Source organism: Streptomyces sp. NPDC001848 (assembly GCF_042891915.1).
Classification (GTDB): Bacteria; Actinomycetota; Actinomycetes; order Streptomycetales; family Streptomycetaceae; genus Streptomyces.
This window is the reverse complement of sequence record NZ_JBIATP010000002.1, coordinates 168,427-188,154: the sequence shown is the minus strand read 5'-3', so window position 1 is coordinate 188,154 and position 19,728 is coordinate 168,427. Positions and strand designations below refer to the sequence as shown.

Below are 19,728 nucleotides of genomic sequence, written 5' to 3'. Positions count from 1 at the left end.
GTATCTCGTACATAGCGGCGTACCCATCGCGTCCGGTCGCCGGTGACGGCGGCCGGGGACAGGAGGCGCGCATGTCGCGTAGGAGAACTCTCAGTCCCAAGAAGAAGATCGCGCTGGCGGTCACCGCCGTCGCCGTGGCCGGCAGTGGGGCCTTCGCCCTCGCCGCCACCTCGAACGCGGCGAACGTGCAGAACGCGTCGACCTCGACGGTCTGTCAGGGCCTGGCCACCGCGCTCGGCAACAACGAGTCGTTCATCGCCGCGCAGAAGGCCAAGCCGGACGCCCAGTCGGCGGCGCGGATCGCCAACCGCGAGGCGGTCGTCGCCGAGATCAAGCGGAAGCAGGAGGCGTCCGGCTGCCAGGTCGGGGAGTCGATCCAGGCGGGCGGATCGGGATCGGCGCAGTCGGGCGGCGCCGCGCAGGCCGGGGGGTCGGCTCAGGACCCCCAGGCCTCGCAGGCCGCCACCTCCGCGCCGGCCACGACCACGCCCGCCACGACCGCGCCCGCGGACAACACGGGAGGCGCCGGCACCGCTGCTTCGGGCCAGCAGGTCTGCAAGGGCTCCACGGTGACGCTCTCCGGTGAGGGCGGCGCCCCGGCTGCGTCCAGCAACCAGTTCCCGGCGGGGACGACCCTGAAGGTCACCAACCTGGACAACAACAAGTCCACGACGGTGAAGGTCACCTCCGTCTCCGGCAGCTGCGTGCTCCTCAACAACGCCGCCTTCGAACAGGTCCGCCAACCGGGCAAGTTCCTGATCCGCCGGGCCCTGATCGAGAAGGTGGGGTGAGGCCGGCGCCCCGGTAACTCCAGGAGGCGGCACAACACCCGGCACGGTCCTGCTGTTCGCGGCCACGAGCAGCAGGACCGGCACGCGGGGCGAGCGCGGCGCGGCAGCGCTCGGACGCGGGCGGTGACCGGCGTGCAGCCGTCGCCTCCCGGAGCCGCGGCCGCTCCGCGTGGAGCGGCACCCTGAGGTCGGCCATCGCACGGGGGGCGGTGGCCGACCTCACGCATGCCCGGCCGCGGCTCTCGGTAACACGGGGTTCACATCGGAGCAATGGCCGGGAAATCGCCTGTTGACAAGCTGCCGGGCATCACCCGGCGCCCCACTGCCGCAGCGCCGCGCACCCGCACAACCTCTGCGACTGCGCTGTTCGACCACGCAGTCGAGACCATCCCGAAGGATGTGGCCCATGGCCTTCAAGGCTGAGTACATCTGGATCGACGGCACGCAGCCGACCGCCAAGCTTCGTTCCAAGACGAAGATCCTGGCCGACGACGCCAAGGGCAAGGAGCTTCCGATCTGGGGCTTCGACGGGTCCTCCACCAACCAGGCCGAGGGTCACTCCTCGGACTGCGTGCTCAAGCCGGTCTTCACCTGTCCCGACCCGATCCGCGGCGGCGACGACGTCCTGGTGCTGTGCGAGGTCCTCGACACGGACATGACCCCGCACCCGTCCAACACCCGTGCCGCGCTGGTCGAGGTGGCCGAGAGGTTCGCCGCCCAGGAGCCGATCTTCGGTATCGAGCAGGAGTACACCTTCTTCGACGGTTCGCGTCCGCTCGGCTTCCCGGAGGGCGGCTTCCCGGCCCCGCAGGGCGGCTACTACTGCGGTGTCGGCGCCGACGAGATCTTCGGCCGCGAGGTCGTCGAGGCGCACCTGGACAACTGCCTGAAGGCGGGCCTCGGCATTTCCGGCATCAACGCCGAGGTCATGCCCGGCCAGTGGGAGTTCCAGGTCGGCCCGCTCTCCCCGCTCGACGTCGCCGACCAGCTGTGGGTGGCCCGCTGGCTGCTGTACCGCACCGCCGAGGACTTCGGCATCTCCGCGACCCTGGACCCGAAGCCGGTCAAGGGCGACTGGAACGGCGCCGGTGCGCACACCAACTTCTCCACGAAGGCGATGCGCGAGGGCTACGACGCGATCATCACCGCCTGCGAGGCGCTCGGTGAGGGCTCCAAGCCGCTCGACCACGTCAAGAACTACGGCGTCGGCGTCGAGGACCGCCTCACCGGTCTGCACGAGACCGCCCCGTGGAACGAGTACTCGTACGGCGTCTCCAACCGCGGCGCTTCCGTCCGTATCCCGTGGCAGGTCGAGAAGGACGGCAAGGGCTACATCGAGGACCGCCGTCCGAACGCCAACGTCGACCCGTACCTGGTGACCCGCCTCATCGTCGACACCTGCTGCACGGCGCTGGAGAAGGCCGGCCAGGTCTGATCCACGCACCGCACGGCTCCGCAGGGGCGTCCACCGCGAGGTGGGCGCCCTTTTCGCATCGCCCACGTGTCCAAGCAGTGAGAGAAGGGTCCTGTCCGGGCGCGGTGTCTGCTTCAATGGGAACCATGGCCAGCTTCCAGAAGTTCAGCGCGACGGGTCGCCGTGACCTCGAGCCCTTCTGGCCTTCCCGTCAGCACCACGACTTCGACCGGGTGTGTTGTCGCGCGAACACCGCGCGGGCCCTGTAGAGCCGTACACCCGGCAAGCCGTACACCGGCTACAGCCGTCCTTCCGGCCTTCGGCCAGCGCGCACGACGTACGTCCCCCCGACGAACTCCTCGCGCGAAAGAGCTGACCTCTCATGGCGACCACTCGTTCTCTCACCACCGCCGCCCTCACCACCACCACCGCCACCCCGCCGAACGGCTCCGCACGGCACCGGCTGCGTGCCGTCGACCGGGACGAGGCCGTCGACGTGGCCGACTTCCTGCCACCGGGCACCACCTGGCTGCCGGCGCCCCCGCACGCGCTGCCGAGCCTGCCGGGCCATCCGCCGATGATCGGCTACCTGGTGCTCGTCCCGGCCGACCAGCAGCCGCCCTTCGCGCCGGTCGCGGTGCCCGACCACCCGGACGCTCAAGCCCGCCCGGACACGGAACAGCCCGTGGGCACGGACCCGCTCGTACGTGTCGACACCGGTCGGCGCACCGCCGAGGTGGACGGGCGCCCGCTCGACCTGACCTATCTGGAGTTCGAGCTGCTCGCCCACCTGGTGGCGCACCCGCACCGGGTGCACACCCGGGACCAACTGGTGACCACGGTGTGGGGGTACGGCCACGTGGGCGACGGACGCACCGTCGACGTCCACATCGCCCGGTTGCGGCGCAAGCTGGGTGCCGAGCACCGCAGGACCATCCAGACGGTGCGGCGCGTGGGCTACAAGTACGTGCCGCCCACCGGCCGGTGACCGCGGATCTGCCGTCAGCAGATCCGGGTTCCGTCCCGCGGGCCGCCCGGGCAGAGTCGTCCGTATGAGACTTCTGGTGCTGGGCGGTACGGAGTTCGCCGGTCGAGCCGTCGTGGAGGCGGCGCTCGGGAGGGGCTGGGAGCTGACCGTCCTCAACCGGGGACGGCACCAACCCCCGCCCGCCGTACGGGCGTTGCGAGGCGACCGCACGGCGCCCGGCGGGCTCGCCGAGCTCGCCCAGGGTGAGTGGGACGCCGTCGTGGACACCTGGTCGGCGGCGCCGCGCGCGGTGCACGAGGCGGCGCGCCTGCTCGCCGGGCGCGCCGGACGGTATGTGTACGTGTCGAGTTGCTCCGTGTACGCGTGGGCCCCGCCCTTCGGGTACGCCGAGGACGCGCCGCTCGTGGCGGGCGCCGCGCCGGACGCCGAGGCGACCGATTACATGCGGGACAAGCGGGGCGGCGAGCTGGCCGCGCTGGACGCCTTCGGCGCGGACCGCTCGGTGCTGGTGCGGTCCGGGCTGATCCTCGGCCCGTGCGAGAACATCGGCCGGCTGCCGTGGTGGCTGACCCGGATCGCCCGCGGCGGGCCGGTCCTGGCCCCCGGACCGCGTGAACTGCCGCTGCAGTACGTCGATGTGCGGGACCTCGCGGAATGGATCCTCGGCGCGGTGGAGCGGGAGCTGAGCGGGCCGTACAACCTGGCCGGCCCCCGGGGGCACGCCACGATGGGCGGGCTGCTGGAGGAGTGCGCGCGGGTCACGGGCAGCGGCGCGCGGCTGCGGTGGACCGCGCCCGAGGTGGTCCTGGACGCCGGGATCGAGCCGTGGACGCAGCTGCCGGTGTGGGTGCCCCCGGGCAGCGACGGTGAGGCCGCCCTGTACGGCATGGACGTGTCCCGAGCGGTGCGGGACGGGCTGCGGTGCCGGCCGGTCGAGGAGACCGTGCGCGACACCTGGGCGTGGCTGGAGTCCGGCGGTGTGGTGCCGCCGCGGCCCGGCCGGCCGCCGGTGGGCCTGGACCCGGCGGTGGAGGCGAAGGTGCTCGGCGTCGCCGCAGGTGTACCTGGCACCACCCCCTGACCGGGGGGTTCGGGCCCGTGACCGCCGCCCGGCCCTCGGCCAGACTGACGCCATGAAGACAGACATGCGGCGCGGGGGCGCCCGCGAGTACGCACGAGAGGTGGTCCTGGCCGCCGTGCGGGGGCTGGTGCTGTCCCTGGCGGTGCTTCCGTTCGGCGTGGCGTTCCTCGTGCTGACGCTCCTGTCCCTCGCGTTCGTCCCGCTCGGGATCGGGCTCGTCACCACCCCGTGGGTGCTGACCGGCGTGCGCGCCCTGGCGGACACCCGGCGCAGGCTCGCGGGCGAGTGGTGCGGGATACGGATCCGCACCGCGTACCGGCCGCTCCCCGCGGACGCCAATCCGTGGTCGCGCACCTTCGGGATGCTGCGCGACCCGCAGACCTGGCGGGACGTGCTCTGGCTGCCGGTGGACATCACGGCGGGCTTCGCCACCGCGCTGCTGCCGACCGTGGTGCTGCTGTACCCGGTGCAGGGGCTCATGCTGCCGGCCGGGCTGTGGCGGGCGTACGTGCCGCACGGGGGCGGCACGTACCGGTACGCCTTCGTCCCAGTCTCCGGCCAGGCGACCGCCTTCGGCGCGGCCGCGCTCGGCGCCGTACTCCTCGCCCTCACCTGGCGGTACCCCCCGAGCCTGCTCGGCGCGCACTTCCGGCTCACACGGGCCGTCCTGGGCAGCCCGCACGGTGAACTCACCGAGCGCGTCCGCGTGCTGACCGAGACCCGACGCGACGCCGTGGACACCTCCGCCGCCGAACTGCGTCGCATCGAACGCGACCTGCACGACGGGGCGCAGGCCCGGCTGGTCGCGATGGGCATGGACCTCGGCAGCATCGAGATGCTGCTCGACAAGGACCCGCAGCAGGCCAGGAAGCTGCTCGCCCAGGCCCGCCGGAACTCCGCCGAGGCCTTGGAGGAACTGCGCGACCTGGTGCGCGGCATCCACCCGCCGGTCCTCGCCGAACGCGGACTCGGCGACGCCGTACGGGCGCTGGCGCTGCGGCTGCCGCTGCCCGCAGAGGTGACCGTGGAGCTGCCCGGCCGCGCGGACGCGCCGATCGAGTCGGCCGCCTATTTCGCGGTCAGCGAGGTGCTCACGAACGCCGTCAAGCACTCCGGCGCGGACCGGATCTGGATCGACGTGCACCACGCCGAGGACACGCTGCGGATCACGGTCACCGACAACGGCAAGGGCGGCGCGGCGGTCGGGGCCGGTTCGGGGCTCGCCGGGGTCGAACGCCGGCTCGGTACATTCGACGGCGTCCTGGCCGTCAGCAGCCCCGCGGGCGGTCCCACCCTGGTGACCCTGGAGATCCCGTGCGCGTTGTCCTAGCCGAGGACCTCTTCCTGCTGCGCGACGGGCTGGTCCGGCTGCTGGAGGCCTTCGACTTCGAGATCGCCGCGGCCGTCGAGTCCGGCCCCGAGCTCACCCGGGCGCTGGCCGAACTGACGCCCGACGTCGCCGTGGTGGACGTGCGACTGCCGCCCACGCACACCGACGAGGGCCTGCAGTGCGCGCTGGAGGCCCGGCGGGAGCGGCCCGGCCTCCCGGTGCTGGTCCTCTCCCAGCACGTGGAGCAGTTGTACGCGCGCGAGCTGCTCGCCGACGGCAACGGCGGGGTGGGCTATCTGCTCAAGGACCGGGTGTTCGACGCCGAGCAGTTCGTCGACGCAGTACGACGGGTCGCGGCGGGCGGTACGGCGATGGACCCGCAGGTGATCCAGCAGCTGTTGACGCGGCGCGCGGCGGACGACCGGCCGCTCGGGCGGCTGACGCCCCGTGAGCGTGAGGTGCTGGAGCTGATGGCGCAGGGTCGTTCGAACGCGGCGATCGCCGACCGGCTCGTCGTCACCGAGCGGGCGATCGCCAAACACACCTCCAACATCTTCGCAAAACTCGGCCTGGAGGTTTCCGACGACGACAATCGGCGGGTTCTGGCCGTGCTCGCCTATTTGGATCACGGCCGCTGATCACCGCTGAATCACCGCTGAATCAGCTCCGAATCAGCTCCGAATCAGCTGAACCAAATTCAAAGCGATGAGACCTACCCGCCTCAACTCCCGCTGAAACAGGGGCTTCTGCACCTCTTGCACCCGAATTGCCCTCAGGAACTTCCAAGTTTTCCTCCGGTCTCTGAACACCCCACCCGCCTCCTGCGTATGGGAAGACGCCGCTTCACCCCTGTCGGGCGCCTCCGCCCCGAAAGGAAGTCAGAGGAGTTCCATGGGACGCAACACAAGAAAACGCCGTACGCCGCTGGCCACCAAGGCCATAGCCGCCTCGGCTGCCCTAGCGCTCGGTGGGGGCGGGTTGCTCTGGGCCAACTACTTCGCCTCGGCCCACGAGACGAACAACCAGGCCTGGGGAGGGAACCAGACCAAGGCCGCCAGCGCCCAGGTGGCGACGATCTCCTGCCCGGACGTCGGCCAGAAGCTGACGAACGTGCCCGCCGCGGCACGCAACGGCGTGGCCGCGGAGCTGGCGAACCTCGACAAGCAGATCACCGAGGCCTACTCCCGGCTCGCCTCCACGCGCCAGGCCCAGGCCAACGACGCGAGCTTCGTGCAGAACGCGATCGTCGGCCCCCTCAAGGAGAAGCGGGCCGCGACGATCGACCGGATCAGGATCGACATCCAGCGAGTCGGCGGCACCTTCAACCAGTCGCTGTCGCAGCTCGCCGCCTGCACCACGCTGAGCGCCAACCAGACCAACGCGGGCCAGACCGGCGGCCAGCAGCAGGGCGGCCAGCAGAACGGCGGTCAGCAGAACGGCGGTCAGCAGAACAACGGCGGCCAGCAGCAGAACGGCGGCCAGCAGCAGGGCAACAACGGTCAGCAGGGCGGCATCGGCGGCCAGGCCGGCAACGGTCCGGTGGCGGCCGACTTCGTGGACATCACGAAGGTCGCACCGAACGTCCAGGCCAAGCCGAACAAGACCCCCAACGCCTCGACGGGTCAGTTCGTCACGCGCTGCGGTGTCAACGCGAACAAGAACCACAACACCGACAACGTGATCGTGGCGCCCGGCGTAACCAACGGCGCGCACCACCTGCACGACTACGTCGGCAACCAGAAGGTCAACGCCTTCTCGAGCAACCAGACCTTCCTGCAGGGCGGCACCAGCTGCCAGAACAAGAACGACCTGTCGGCGTACTACTGGCCGGTGGTCCGCATCCAGGACGGCACCCAGGACTTCGACCAGAACGCGGACGGCGGCGGCAAGGAAGGCAACGTCGGCAAGATCCTCACGCCCATCCAGGCGGAGATCAAGTACGTCGGCAACCCGACCAGCAAGGTCGTCGCGATGCCGCAGTTCCTGCGCATCATCACCGGTGACGCCAAGACCACCACCAACGGCCTGGCGAACGCCAACGCGCACTGGAGCTGCACCGGCTTCGAGAACAAGGTCCAGCTGACGACGCAGTACCCGATCTGCCCGCAGGGCAGCAACGTGGTCCGCACGTTCGCCTTCCAGAGCTGCTGGGACGGCCAGAACATCGACAGCGCCAACCACCGCACGCACGTGGCCTTCGCCGACCCGGCGAGCGGCGCCTGCGGGAACGGCTTCAAGGCGATCCCGCAGCTGACGATGCGCCTCGTGTACAAGATCAACCCGCCGGTCATCCAGAACGGCCAGGTGAAGAACGCCTACGCGGTGGACGGCTTCCCGGACCAGCTCCACAAGGCGGCCACCGACCACGACGACTTCATCAGCGTCACCACCGGCGGCCTGGCGAACAAGATCGCCAACTGCATCAACTCCGGACAGAGGTGCCAGTGACACGCCTGAGCCGGTGACCCACTGAAGCAGAAGGCCGGTGGCGGATCCCCCGCCACCGGCCTTCGGTGTGTGCGCCGGGCGGCGCTCCCGGCTGCTCAGCCGCTGTGGCCGGCGTGGGCGTGGTGGTCGGCGCCCACCTCCACATCGCCGCCGAGCTTGCCGCGCAGCGCCTTGACCACCCCGTCGTCGCCGACGGCGACCCACTTGCGGCCCACCAGGTAGTAACCGCCGTAGTCCTTGGCATCGTTGATCCACTCACGCTGACCGCGGTCGGTGGCGAAGGTGGCGAGCACGAACTTGCCGTCGGAGTTGGTGCAGATGGCCTGACGGATCTCGTCGGCGTCCGTCTGGATGTTCGGCTTGCAGTTCACGTCCGCCGCCAGGTCCTCGAGGCTGCCGGTCGCGGGCGCCGGAACCTTGTCCTGGGCGGCCCCGGACGTCCCGCCCGAACCGCCGCAGCCGGTCAGCACCAGCAGGGCGACGACGGCACCGGCCGCCAGCTTCTCGCGCGTCCACCTCATGTGTTCCTCCGGTCCCTTCCGGCCCATGCCGCTGAAGACCCTCGCGAGGGCCCTGCTCTTCCGTACGGCTGCGACGGGCCCAGCGCTCAATCGCTGCACATCTGTGCGACAGTGTGCCGCGGGTATCAGAAACGAGGGGAACCAATGAGCACACCGGACTGGGAGGAGCGCCTGGCGGCCGCCTGGGCGCGCTTCGACGACTACGCCGAGGAGGGCGCTGCGGACTTCCGGGCGGTGATCGACGCCCTCGTCGCCGAACTGCCCGGCGACAGCCCGCTCGGGCCGTTCGAGCAGGCGTGCGCCTGGGACTCGACGGGGCACTCGGACCGGGCGGTGCCGCTGTACCGGGAGGCGCTGGAGCGCGGCCTCGACGGTTACCGCGGCCGCCGGGCGAAGATCCAGCTGGCCAGTTCGCTCAGGAACGTGGGGAAGCCGGAGCAGGGCGTCGAACTGCTGACCCCGGAACTCGACGCGCCTTCGGACGAGTTGGACGACGCGGTACGCGCCACTCTCGCCCTGTGCCTGTCGAGCCTCGGCCGCGACCGTGCGGGCCTGGCACTGGTCCTCGGCGCGCTCGCCCCTCATCTGCCGCGCTACCAGCGGTCGATGGCGAACTACGCGCGGCTGCTGGTCGAACCCGAGGGCTGAGCCCACCCGGGTACCGGTCGCCCCTCTCCCGCTCGACGGCACCGGGGTGACCAACCTCCAGCTTGCTCGTTTTGCCGGACGTGCAGCCACAGGATGTCGCCCCGCGCCCAACTCCGCCCTCCGGACCGGTCGTCGACGTCGAGCAGGCCGAGGCCGCGCTCGTCGAGCACTACCCCCGGCTCGTCCGGCTCGCCTATCTGGTGCTGCCGCCGGGCCTCGGCCGCACCCGGCGGGTGCTGACCGCGCACGCCCTCGCCCAGCGGGCACTGCCCCACGGGCGTGCCTCGGCGTCGGTGATCCCGGCCCAGGCGACCGGCCGCGACGGCGATCCCGGGTACTCCTTCGTCCGCCTCCGGGTACTGCGTACGGCACTGGAGGCCGGACTGCCGCTGAAGCGCGCCGCCTGGCCGAAGCGCTCCCAGCTGCCGCCACTGCTGCCGCAGGTGTGGGGGCTCAGGCTCTTCCCGCGCTCGGGGGGCGCCGAGGAACTCGCCCTGGACCAGCGGCTGTCGGCGCTCTCCGGTCCGGCCCGCGCCGCCTACGTCCTGCGCGGGCTGGAGAAGCTCCCCGAGGACGAGGTGCGCAAGGTGCTCGCCGCGGCGGGCGTCACGGACCCGGCGGCCGCGGTCCGGCAGGCCGCGAAGGTGCCCGCGCAGGACGCGCTGCTGGACTCCCCGGAGTTCGACCCGTGTTCCCTTCAGGCCCGGCCCACCGACCTGATGCGGCGTCGCCGGCACGGGAAGGCGGCGCTCGCCGCGGTGGCGGCCGTCGCGGTGTGCGGGGCGCTGCTGGCGCTGCCCGGCGGCTTCGGCCCGGACGACACGACCGCCCCCTCGGGCGCGCGGAACCCGGCCGCGCAGGCCGCCCTGGACCCGGCCCGGGTGACGACGGTGCCGCCCGCCGCCTGGAAGACCTCGGCGCGCACCGACTTCTCCGTATGGCCCGCGCGCGGCGCCCTCACCGGCGACCGGGCACTGCTGCGGCGGGCGCTCGCCGCCTGGGCGCGGCCCGGTGACTCGGTCCGGGTCTCGGCGACCCCGGGCACTCCCTCGGGTGGCCCGCCCGGACCACCGCGACTGCTGTACGCGGGGCGGGTCGACGCCGCGCGCGTGGTGGTCTTCTACGACGGTCTGCGCATCGTGCGCTACGCCGAGCCGAAGGACGGCTCCGCCGGGGCCGCGCTCGACTTCGCCCGGGTCGACGGGGCGAGCGGAGCCGAGGCGGACGCGGTGGTGCTCGACCGTGCCGACACCAACGTCCGCTATCTGACGGCCCCTTGGGTGACCAGTGCCGTCGAGCGGGACCTGCGCAAGCCGACGGCGGCGACGCCGAACCTCGGCCTGACCGACGGGGTGACCGCGCCGCTGGCGAGTCCGGCGCAGCAGTCCGGAGCGTGCCCGTCGTGGAACGTGCTGCAGCTGACCGACGCCTCGGGCACGCGCCTGCTGACCGACCTCGGGGAGCTGGTGCCGGCGCACCTGACCGTGGGACGGCCGGGCGCGCCTCAGGAGGCGTCCGGGGCGACGGCGCTGCGCGCGTGGGCGCCCTTCGCCTGCTCGCTGGCGGTGGTGCGATCGCAGGGGGTGAAGTCCGTGAACGCCTGGGAGTTCGCACGGCAGGCGCTGCCGGACGCCTCCGGGGACGCGGGCTGGGTGTGCACGCGGGCGGACACGTGGCGGGGTGACGGGGCTCAGGTGCAGGCGCAGTTCCACACGCCGGGCGGGGTCTACGGGGCGGTCGCGGCGCAGGCCGAGGACGTGCCGGCGTGCGGTGCCAAGGATCCCCATGTGCTGGCGGGCGTGCTGTGGAAGTCGGCGAAGGGCGACTGGTATCTGCTGGCCGCAGGCGCCGAGGACACCAAGTCGATCCGGGCGACGGGCGGGGTGAACGGATCGGCGGACGGAACGCTGCTCACCGTGCGTGCGAAGCAGGGCGCCGAGGCGCGGTTGAAGGGGACGCTGAAGGACGGAAGGACGATCAGCGGGTTGCGGTGACACGGCACCGGATCCCTGCGCGATGCCCGATCGGTGAGAGACCTGTGATTGAGATGTGAACAACCGCTGCCGTTCGGGGCTCTGTGCGGCTGGATTCGATCGGTAAGGTGTTCGCATGACAACCGGGGTACGCCGCAGACTGGGAGTTGAGGAGCGGCGGCAGCAGTTGATCGGCGTCGCGCTCGAACTGTTCAGCCAGCGCTCCCCCGACGAGGTCTCCATCGACGAGATAGCGTCGGCCGCGGGTATCTCGCGGCCGCTGGTCTACCACTACTTTCCCGGCAAAATGAGCCTGTACGAGGCCGCGTTGAAGCGCGCCTCGGAGGATCTCGCGGCCCGGTTCGTGGAACCGCAGGAGGGTCCGCTGGGCGCCCGGCTGCTGCGGGTGATGCGCCGGTTCTTCGACTTCGTGGACGACCACGGCCCCGGTTTCTCCGCGCTGATGCGCGGCGGCCCGGCCGTCCCGGCCGACGGAGTCCGCTCAAGGGACGCGGTCTCCCGTACGAACGCGCTCGTCGACGCGGTGCGGCAGGCCGCCTATGTCCAGATCCTCGCGCACCTCAAGGTGCAGAACCCGCCGGCCCGCCTCGAACTGGTGATCCGCTCCTGGATCTCGCTCGTCGAGTCCACGGCACTGATCTGGCTCGACGGCCGCAGGATCCCGCGCCGCGAGTTGGAGGCCCAGCTCGTGCGGGACTTGGCGGCGCTGACGGCGGTGAGCGCCGCCTACGACGACGAGATGGGCGCGCTGCTGCGCCGTATGCTCGGCGACGAGCCGGCCGACGGGCCGTTCGGCGACCTGGTCGCCCGGCTGGTCAGCCTGGCGTCCTGAGGAACCCCTCAGCTGTCGAACTTCCGGTACGAGGCGTCCAGGTCCCGCACCTCGGCGGACGCGTGCAGCGCCAGGCCTTCGGCGGGCTTGATGTGCTGCCGCAGCAGTTCCAGCGTCGCCTCGGCGAGCCTCGCCTTGGTCTCCTCGGTGCGCCCGGCGAGCAGCCCGAGGGTGACGTGGACGATGGCGTGCCCCTCGCTGTCGGCGCCGACCGTGGTGTCCTCGGTACGGCGGAACTGCGTCTTGCACGCCTCGATCCGCGCGGCCGCGATGTCGACCGTACGGTCGTGGAGTGCCAGCGCGAACGCACGCCGGTCGAAGGCGTCCTCGAGCGGTGCGGAGTAGTCGACGGTGATCTGCGGCATGGGCACTCCTGTTCTACGGCGGACGCCCTCACCTTAGACGCTGCCGGTCAGCCGCAGCGCCAGCAGCGCGATGTCGTCCTGCCGGTCCCGGCCGAAGCAGCCGAGCAGCGTGTCGCACAGGGACGCGACGCCGGGCGGGGCGTCGGCGGCGGCCCGGCGCAGGTGTTCCATCGACAGGGTCAGGTCGGTGCCGCGGTCCTCGATGAGCCCGTCGGTGACCATCAACAGCCGGTCGGTGGGCCGCAGCACCGTCTCGGTGGGCGGCGGCCGGTCGAGGCCCAGACCGAGCAACGGCCCCTTGGCGACGGCGTAGACGGCGGTGCGGTCGTCGTGCACGATCAGTGGCGGAATGTGCCCGGCGTTGGCGATGCGCGCGCGCCCGCTGTCGGGGTCGACCAGGACCAGGCAGACGGTCGCGGTGACGTCCGGATGGTAGTGCTGGAGCAGCCGGTCCAGCCGCCGGGCCAGGCTCGTCGGGTCCGGGTCCTCCAGGCAGTAGGCGCGCAGCGCGTGCCGGATCTCCACCATGACGGTGGCCGCGTCCAGCGAGTGCCCGGCGACGTCGCCCACCGCGGTGAGCACACCGTCCGCGGTGGTCAGCGCGGCGTAGAAGTCGCCCCCGATCTCGGTCTGCCGGGAGGCGGGCACATAGCGGACGACCGTCTCCACGCCCCGTGTCGGGGGCGCCTGCTGGGGCATGAAGCTGTGCTGCAGGGTGAGCGCCACATGGCGTTCCACCTGGTACATGAGCAGGGCATCCGCAGCGAGCGCGGTGGCCTGGGCGAGCCGGGTGACCAGCGGGTCGGCCTCGGGGCCGCGCGCGGGCACGGCGAGGCACACGGCCGGCTTTCCCTCCCGGGTTCGCGCCACCACCACGCGGGCGTCCCCGACATGACCGGGCCCGAGCAGCCCGGCCGGCCACAGCGGATACGGCACCACCGTGCCGCGCGCCCCGGTGTGTCCGGCGGCCAGCCCACGGATCAGCCGGGCCACGGTGTCGTGCGCCTCGGCGTCCGGAACAGCGGCGGGCGCCCGGGAGCCGGACAGGCCCCGGAACAGCTCACCGTCCTCGCCGAGCACAAAGACGATCGAGGGGAATCCCGTGAGCCGGGCGGTGCCCTCGGCGGCGGCCCTGACGAGTCCCGTCATGCACCCCGCCGCCTGCACCGAGACGATCGTCTCCGACAGGAGCGTCAGCCGCCGCGCCAGCGCCTCGGCGCCGGTGCGCATCCGCGCCCCGCGCACGGCGGCCCGTACGACGGCCTGGATCTCCTCGGGTGCGGCCGGCACCGACAGATAGGCCTCGCCGCCGGAGTCCAGCCCCCGGCAGCGGACACCGGGTCCGGCCGTGGCGGCCGAGAAGTGCACGACCGGCAGGGCGGCGGTGGGCGGTGACGACTTGAGCCTGCGGCACAGTTCGAAGCCGCTCATGTCGGGCAGGCCCACCTCGACGAGGGCGACGTCGGGCAGGGTCCCGTCGCGTACCCGTGCGTGGAGTACGGTCAGCGCCTCCCCGCCGCTGGCGACGGGCACGACATGGTGTCCGGCCCGGCGCAGCACGGCGCCCAGCGCGTGCCGACTGGCCGGGGCGTCGTCGACCACCAGCACGGTGGAGCCCGTCTGTTCGCCGTTGCCGTCCATGAGAGCCGCTCCTCGGCACTCGGGAAAGAGGATGGGGCGGACCGGGAGGTTCCGGTCCGCCCCACCACGCTAGTGCCCTAGTGCGTACCCCGGGTGAAGACCGCGACGGTACGACCCGGAACGGCGAACGTGCCGGATTTCTCCGCGTAGGAGGCCGTCTTGACGGTAGGGTCCGCGCCCGCGGCCTGCACCGGGTGCAGCGCGTAGTGCTGTCCGGCCAGGGCGGCGACCGTCTGCTCCTGCGTCGTCGGCGTGGCGTTGAGGACGACGACCAGGTCGCCCAGCTCCATCGTGATCACGCCGGGTGTCTCGTCCTTCCCGGAGAGCGGGAAGGAGAGGTGCGACTGCACCTGGTCGGCGGTGGCGAGGGAGAAGACGGGCTCGGTGGTCCGGATCCGCAGCAGGTCGCGGTAGGCGGCCGAGGCGCCCTCGATCTGCTCGCACCCCACCTTCACGGAGGCGAGCAGGGGCCGCGCGTAGGGCCACTTGGACTGGTTGTCGGCGGCCATCGGCAGTCCGCGCCCGAACCCGTTGCCGTCCCGGCAGTCCCAGTGGACGGCGTTGAACCAGTCGCCGCTGTCGTAGGAGTTGCGGTCCAGGGACTTGGAGCGCAGCAGGTCGGAGCCGGCCTGGGAGAGGGACGGGCCCTGCGAGAGGGTGGCCGTGGCCATGGCGAGCACCTGCATCCGGGCCCGGTCGGCGGCGGAGGTGCCCTTCGGCAGCTTGTAGGCGAGGGCGTCGAACAGGGACTCGTTGTCGTGCGCGTCGGCGTAGGCGACGGCGTCGCCGGGCGCGTCCGCGTACCCGGCGGGTGAGCCGCCGTAGTCGATCTCGGCGCCGGTGACCTCCTTGCCGCCGGAGTCGGTGAAGCGGTACTTGGCGAGGTTGCCGGTCAGGCCGACCTTGATGAGGTCCTGGTCGTGCAGGAGCCGCGCCCTCTGCTCTGCCGTGGTGCCGTTCGCCGGCGAGGAGTTGGGGTCGGTGTACAGCCCGGACGCGAAGCCCTGGACGCCGGGGTCGGCGTCGAAGGGGCTGCCACCGCGTACGGCGTCACGGGCGCGGTCGGAGAAGGTGGCGATGCCCGTGCCGGCCATGTTCTGCTGGGTGGCCTGCACGAAGCGGGCGTCGTTCGCGACCTCGCCGAAGTTCCAGCCCTCCCCGTAGAGGATGATCTTCTTGCCGTCGACGCCGTCCTTGGCGGGCGTGAGTGCGTCGAGGGCCTTGCGGACGGCGAGGATGTTGGCCTTGGGGTGGTGGCCCATGAGGTCGAAGCGGAAGCCGTCGACCTTGTACTCCTTGGCCCAGGTGACGATGGAGTCCACGACCAGCTTGCCCATCATCGCGTTCTCGGGCGCGGTGTTGGCGCAGCAGGTGGAGTTGGCCACGGAACCGTCGGCGAGGAGCCGTTGGTAGTAGCCGGGCACGATCTGGTCGAGCACGGAGGTGTCGGCCTCACCGGCGGCCGAGGTGTGGTTGTAGACGACGTCCATGACGACCCTGAGGCCGTCGTGGTTGAGCGCCTCGACCATCTTGCGGAACTGGACGGTACGGGCGGTGCCGTCCGGGTCGGTGGCGTACGAGCCCTCCGGGACCGTGAAGTGGTACGGGTCGTAGCCCCAGTTGTAGGCGTCCTTCGCGGCGGTCGCGGCGACGCACGCCTGCTGACGGTCGGAGTCAGGGGCGTAGGAGGCCAGGTCGCAGTTGGGGGCGGCCTGCTCGGACTTCCGCTCGGGGACGGTCGCGAAGTCGAAGGCGGGCAGCAGGTGGACGTAGGAGGTGCCGGCCTCGGCCAGCGCCCGCAGGTGCTTCACGCCGTCGCTGCCGCTGTCGGTGAAGGCCAGGTAGGTGCCCCGGTCCTTGGCCGGGACGGTGTGGTCCGCAACGGAGAAGTCGCGGATGTGCAGCTCCTGGATCTGCGCGTCCCGGAGCGGCACGGCCTTCGGCTTCTTCAGGGCCGACCAGCCGCTCGGGGCCAGGGACCTGTCATTCAGGTCGACGACCAGGCTGCGCTTGGAGTCGGCGGTGAGGGCCAGGGAGTACGGGTCGGTGACCTTGTTGGTGACGACCTTCCGGACGCTGGGCGCCCACACCCTCACCACGTACCGGTAAGGCTTGTTCTTCCAGGACGCCGGGCCGGTGACGGACCAGACGCCGGTGGTGTCGTTCCGCTTCATGGCGACCGTCCGGCCGTCCAGCTCCAGCGCGACACTCTGCGCGGTCGGCGCCCAGACGCCGAGTGTGGGCCGGCCGTGGTGGAACACCGGTCCCAGCTCCGCCTTCGTCGCGGCACCGTAGACGTCGTCGAGTACGCCGGCGATCTGGACGCCCGTAGCCGCCGGCACGGCTCCGTTCGCGGCCCGCTGGGAGGCCACGATCTGGCCGCCGAGCGCCTCACGCACCCGATCGCGGTCGCGCGGGTCGACGGACCAGGCCGTGTAGTTCCTCAGATGGGGGAACTTCGCCTTCTGGGCGTCGGTGAGCGTGGTCTTCTCAAGGCGCAGCCAGCGCTCGTCGTCGCTCGTCAGCGTGCCGTCCTTGACGGTGATCGAGCCGTCGTGGGAGTAGACGAGCTGGGTGGAGACGGCACCGTCGGCGCCGTTCCAGACGACCGTGTTCCGGTCGATCCAGACCGCCTTGGAGGTGGTCAGGTCGAGGGCCGCCGCGCTGCCCGCGGGCTGCGGCAGCAGGTATTTCTCCTGGCCGCCGACCAGCCACACCTCGTAGCCGTTCGCCTTCAGGTCGAGCGACTGGTCGGCGGGCAGGTCCTTCTCGTCGCCCTTGTGGAGGATGTAGCTGAGGCTGGTGGCACCGGCGGCGAGCGGCACCTCGAAGACCGCGCCGTACGCGTCGGTCCGGGCCGGCTTCAGCGGGCTGGACCAGTCGGTGGGGGTTGCCGCGCCCGTCCAGACGTGGAGGCCCCAGCCGTCGTAGTTCCCGTCGGCGCGGTGGTAGTGGAGGACGGCCTTGGTGGTGTCCTGCGCCGGGTAGGCGGGCCGCTGGGTCTGTACGGCCTCCTTGCCCTGCTCGACCCACACCTCGCCGGTCTTGGTGACGTCGATGGTGCGGTCGGCGGAGACGTCCTTGTTCCCGTCCTTGTCGATGACGAGGAAGCCGACACCGGAGGCGCCGGGCTTGAGCTTGACGTAGGCGAAGGCGCCGTACGCGTCACGGCCGACGAAGGGATGGCTGTTCGGCCAGGTCGTCGCCTCGCCGTCGGCGATGTCACCCCAGGCGTACAGGCCCCAGTTGGCGTAGTCGCCGTCGGGGCGCTTGTAGTGGACGATCACGTAGTCGCGGGAGGAGGCGGTGGGGATCTGCGGGGCGGGCGGGGTGCCGGTGGTGCTGCCGGCCATGGCGCTCGCGGTACGGCCCGCCGAGTCGACGACGACCGCCTTGTAGCGCAGGGCGGTCCCGGCCGGGACATCCTTGCCGATGGTCTGGGTGACCTTGTACGGGGCGTGGTCGGCGGAGCCCAGGACCTTCCAGGGGCCGTCGCCGACCTGGGCCGCGAAGACGACGCGGTTGAGCTGCCCGCCGGTGACGTCGGCGGAGACGTCCACCGTGCCGGTGGCGCCCGCGTCCGGGGCCTTGAGGGTGAGGGCCGGCTCGGTCGCGGGGGCGCCGAGCGGCCGGGCGGCCTTGAAGACGACCGCCGACCGAGCCGGGACGGTGATGGTGACGTTCTTGTCGGCGTCGCTGGTGAGGGAGGCGTCGGTGCCGTAGATGCCGTGGAAGGTCATGCCCGCCGAGCCGGTGGCGAAGCCGGCCGTCCTGCTGTCGTCCGCGTTGTTGAAGGCGACGACGTACTCGGTGCCGTCCGTGCCCGTGCGGGAGAAGGCGTAGATGCCGGGGCCGTCGGCCGCGTAGCGCTGGGTCTGGACGCCGTCGGTGAGCGCGGGGTTGTTCCTGCGCAGCTTGGAGAGAGCGGCGATCTCCTTGTAGAGCGGCGCACTTGTGTCGTACGAGTCGCTGGCGTGCGTGCGGTCGGTGCCGATCTCGTCGTCGGCCAGGTAGTCCGGGACCTTGGAGGCGAACATCGTCTGACGGGCGTCCTTGTCGCCGCCGGAGCCGGTGAACCCCTGCTCGTCGCCGTAGTAGACGACCGGGTTGCCGCGGCTGAGGAACATGACCTCGTTGGCGAACCCGTCCTTCTTCAGCAGCTCGGCGTCGGACGCCTTCGGGTTGTCCTGCTTCAGGAAGTACCCGATGCGGCCCATGTCGTGGTTGCCGAGGAAGGTGACCTGCTCATAGGCGTTGGCCTTGTCGGTCGTGTACCTGTAGTCGTCCGCGAAGACGCTCGCGAGCTTCTGCGCGCTGCCACCCTGGGAGGCGTAGGTGCGGGCCGCGTCCTGGAAGGGGAAGTCGAGCGTGGCGTCCAGGCGGCCCTGGGTGACGTACGGCGAGGTGACGGAGGTGTCGGCGGAGTAGACCTCGCCGAACATGAAGAAGTTCCTGCGCCCCTGCGCGGCGGCGTACCGGTCGAGCGCGGTCGCCCACTGCGTCCAGAACTCCATGTTCACGTGCTTCACGGTGTCGATCCGGAAGCCGTCGACGCCGAAGTCCCGGACCCAGCGCTCGTAGATCCTCTCCATGCCCTTGACGACCTCGGGACGCTCGGTCCACAGGTCGTCCAGGCCGGCGAAGTCGCCGTAGGTGGCGGACTCACCGGCGAACGTCGAGTCGCCCCGGTTGTGGTACATCGTCGGGTCGTTGAGCCAGGCCGGGACCTTGGTGTTGCTCGTGACCCGCGGGGTGTACGGGAAGGAGCCGGTGTCGACGGCCGGGAACCCCTTGCCGCCGGCGGCGTAGTCGGCGTCGTCGAAGGGCCTGCCGTCCTTGGTCAGATAGGGGAAGGCGCCCTTGGAGAGGTAGTCGGACGCCTTCTCCTTGTAGTTCACGACGTCGGCGGTGTGGTTGGTGATGACGTCGAAGAAGACCTTCATGCCCTTGGCGTGCGCCTTGGAGATGAGGGTCCTCAGGTCCTTGTTGGTGCCGAAGTGCGGGTCGACCTGGGTGAAGTCGGTGATCCAGTAGCCGTGGTAGCCGGCCGAGGCGTTCGCACCGGTGCCCTGAACGGGCTGGTTCTTGAAGATCGGGGCCATCCAGATGGCGGTGGTGCCGAGCCCCTTGATGTAGTCGAGCCGGTCGGTCAGGCCCTTGAGGTCGCCGCCCTGGTAGAAGCCCTTGTCGGTGGGGTCGTAGCCGGTGGCCAGACGTGAACCGGTGAGCCCACCGCGGTCGTTGGCGGGGTCCCCGTTGGCGAAACGGTCCGGCATGACGAAGTAGAACTGCTCGCGGGTGTCACCGTGCCGGGCGGGCTGCGCGGCCAGCCGTGCGTCGGAGGGGGGCGCGGGCGGGGCGGCGATGGGGGTCCCCCCTGCTCGAGCGTAGCCGAAAGCTTGGGGGAGCGCGGCGAGGGGCGGGAGGAGAGCGGCGGCGAGCCCGGCGACGACGCCGGCCGCGAACCTTCTCCGGTACGGGGTGCGGCGCGTCCCGGGCGCCGGCCATCTCGGTATCACGGGCGTGAACTCCTTGCGAATACGGCTCAGGTGGGTCCGACCCCTGCGCCGCGGGACGGCTTCGTCGCCGGGCGCCCGCGTGACCGTATCGCCGACGAAAGGTTTACAGCAAGAGGGTTGAAAGTCATAGCAAGAACTTTCATCGTCAACCTTGAC

14 protein-coding genes are annotated in these 19,728 nt (G+C 71.4%); 10 read left to right on the top strand and 4 right to left on the bottom strand.

Going from position 1 to position 19,728, the window contains the following annotated elements; genetic code table 11:
- Positions 1 to 71: 71 nt before the first annotated feature.
- From ACFYZJ_RS03915 to ACFYZJ_RS03885, 7 genes are all read left to right on the top strand, one after another.
- Positions 72 to 791, top strand: coding sequence for a hypothetical protein (locus tag ACFYZJ_RS03915; RefSeq protein ID WP_388562527.1), 720 nt, complete (start codon positions 72 to 74; stop codon positions 789 to 791).
- 406 nt (positions 792 to 1,197) lie between these two features.
- On the top strand, positions 1,198 to 2,226 hold the full coding sequence (glnII, locus tag ACFYZJ_RS03910; RefSeq protein ID WP_388562525.1) for a glutamine synthetase: 1,029 nt from the start codon (positions 1,198 to 1,200) through the stop codon (positions 2,224 to 2,226).
- Positions 2,227 to 2,587: 361 nt separating this feature from the next.
- Positions 2,588 to 3,193, top strand: coding sequence for a winged helix-turn-helix domain-containing protein (locus ACFYZJ_RS03905; RefSeq protein ID WP_388562523.1), 606 nt, complete (start codon positions 2,588 to 2,590; stop codon positions 3,191 to 3,193).
- Positions 3,194 to 3,257: 64 nt separating this feature from the next.
- On the top strand, positions 3,258 to 4,274 hold the full coding sequence (locus tag ACFYZJ_RS03900) for an NAD-dependent epimerase/dehydratase family protein (RefSeq protein ID WP_388562521.1): 1,017 nt from the start codon (positions 3,258 to 3,260) through the stop codon (positions 4,272 to 4,274).
- Between the two features lie 52 nt (positions 4,275 to 4,326).
- Positions 4,327 to 5,604: a sensor histidine kinase gene (locus ACFYZJ_RS03895; protein WP_388562519.1), complete on the top strand. Its 1,278-nt coding sequence runs from the start codon at positions 4,327 to 4,329 to the stop codon at positions 5,602 to 5,604.
- A complete protein-coding gene (locus ACFYZJ_RS03890) occupies positions 5,589 to 6,242 on the top strand; it encodes a LuxR C-terminal-related transcriptional regulator (RefSeq protein ID WP_388562517.1) in 654 nt (217 codons plus the stop codon). The genes ACFYZJ_RS03895 and ACFYZJ_RS03890 overlap by 16 nt, the downstream gene beginning before the upstream one ends.
- A 253-nt stretch (positions 6,243 to 6,495) precedes the next feature.
- A complete protein-coding gene (locus tag ACFYZJ_RS03885) occupies positions 6,496 to 8,052 on the top strand; it encodes a DUF1996 domain-containing protein (RefSeq protein ID WP_388562515.1) in 1,557 nt (518 codons plus the stop codon).
- 95 nt (positions 8,053 to 8,147) lie between these two features.
- Here ACFYZJ_RS03885 and ACFYZJ_RS03880 read toward each other — a convergent pair whose 3' ends face one another.
- Entirely contained in the window at positions 8,148 to 8,573 is a 426-nt protein-coding gene (locus ACFYZJ_RS03880) for a hypothetical protein (protein WP_388562513.1), read from the bottom strand.
- Between the two features lie 144 nt (positions 8,574 to 8,717).
- On the opposite strand from ACFYZJ_RS03880, the gene ACFYZJ_RS03875 reads away from it, so the two are divergent.
- The 3 genes from ACFYZJ_RS03875 (at position 8,718) to ACFYZJ_RS03865 (ending at position 12,047) form a co-directional block, all read left to right on the top strand.
- Positions 8,718 to 9,221: a tetratricopeptide repeat protein gene (locus ACFYZJ_RS03875; protein ID WP_388562511.1), complete on the top strand. Its 504-nt coding sequence runs from the start codon at positions 8,718 to 8,720 to the stop codon at positions 9,219 to 9,221.
- Positions 9,222 to 9,301: 80 nt separating this feature from the next.
- On the top strand, positions 9,302 to 11,215 hold the full coding sequence (locus ACFYZJ_RS03870; protein ID WP_388562509.1) for a hypothetical protein: 1,914 nt from the start codon (positions 9,302 to 9,304) through the stop codon (positions 11,213 to 11,215).
- A 115-nt stretch (positions 11,216 to 11,330) separates the two neighbouring features.
- A complete protein-coding gene (locus tag ACFYZJ_RS03865; protein WP_388562508.1) occupies positions 11,331 to 12,047 on the top strand; it encodes a TetR/AcrR family transcriptional regulator in 717 nt (238 codons plus the stop codon).
- Positions 12,048 to 12,055: 8 nt separating this feature from the next.
- On the opposite strand, the gene ACFYZJ_RS03860 is transcribed toward ACFYZJ_RS03865, so the two are convergent.
- The 3 genes from ACFYZJ_RS03860 to pulA all read right to left on the bottom strand — a co-directional run bounded on the left by ACFYZJ_RS03860 (position 12,056) and on the right by pulA (position 19,572).
- Positions 12,056 to 12,412 carry a 5-carboxymethyl-2-hydroxymuconate Delta-isomerase gene (locus tag ACFYZJ_RS03860; protein ID WP_388562506.1) on the bottom strand — a complete coding sequence of 119 codons (357 nt, stop codon included), beginning with the start codon at positions 12,410 to 12,412 and terminating at the stop codon, positions 12,056 to 12,058.
- Between the two features lie 33 nt (positions 12,413 to 12,445).
- Positions 12,446 to 14,053 carry a SpoIIE family protein phosphatase gene (locus ACFYZJ_RS03855; RefSeq protein ID WP_388562504.1) on the bottom strand — a complete coding sequence of 536 codons (1,608 nt, stop codon included), beginning with the start codon at positions 14,051 to 14,053 and terminating at the stop codon, positions 12,446 to 12,448.
- 77 nt (positions 14,054 to 14,130) lie between these two features.
- Positions 14,131 to 19,572, bottom strand: coding sequence for a pullulanase-type alpha-1,6-glucosidase (gene pulA, locus ACFYZJ_RS03850; protein WP_388562502.1), 5,442 nt, complete (start codon positions 19,570 to 19,572; stop codon positions 14,131 to 14,133).
- Between the last annotated feature and the right edge of the window lie 156 nt (positions 19,573 to 19,728).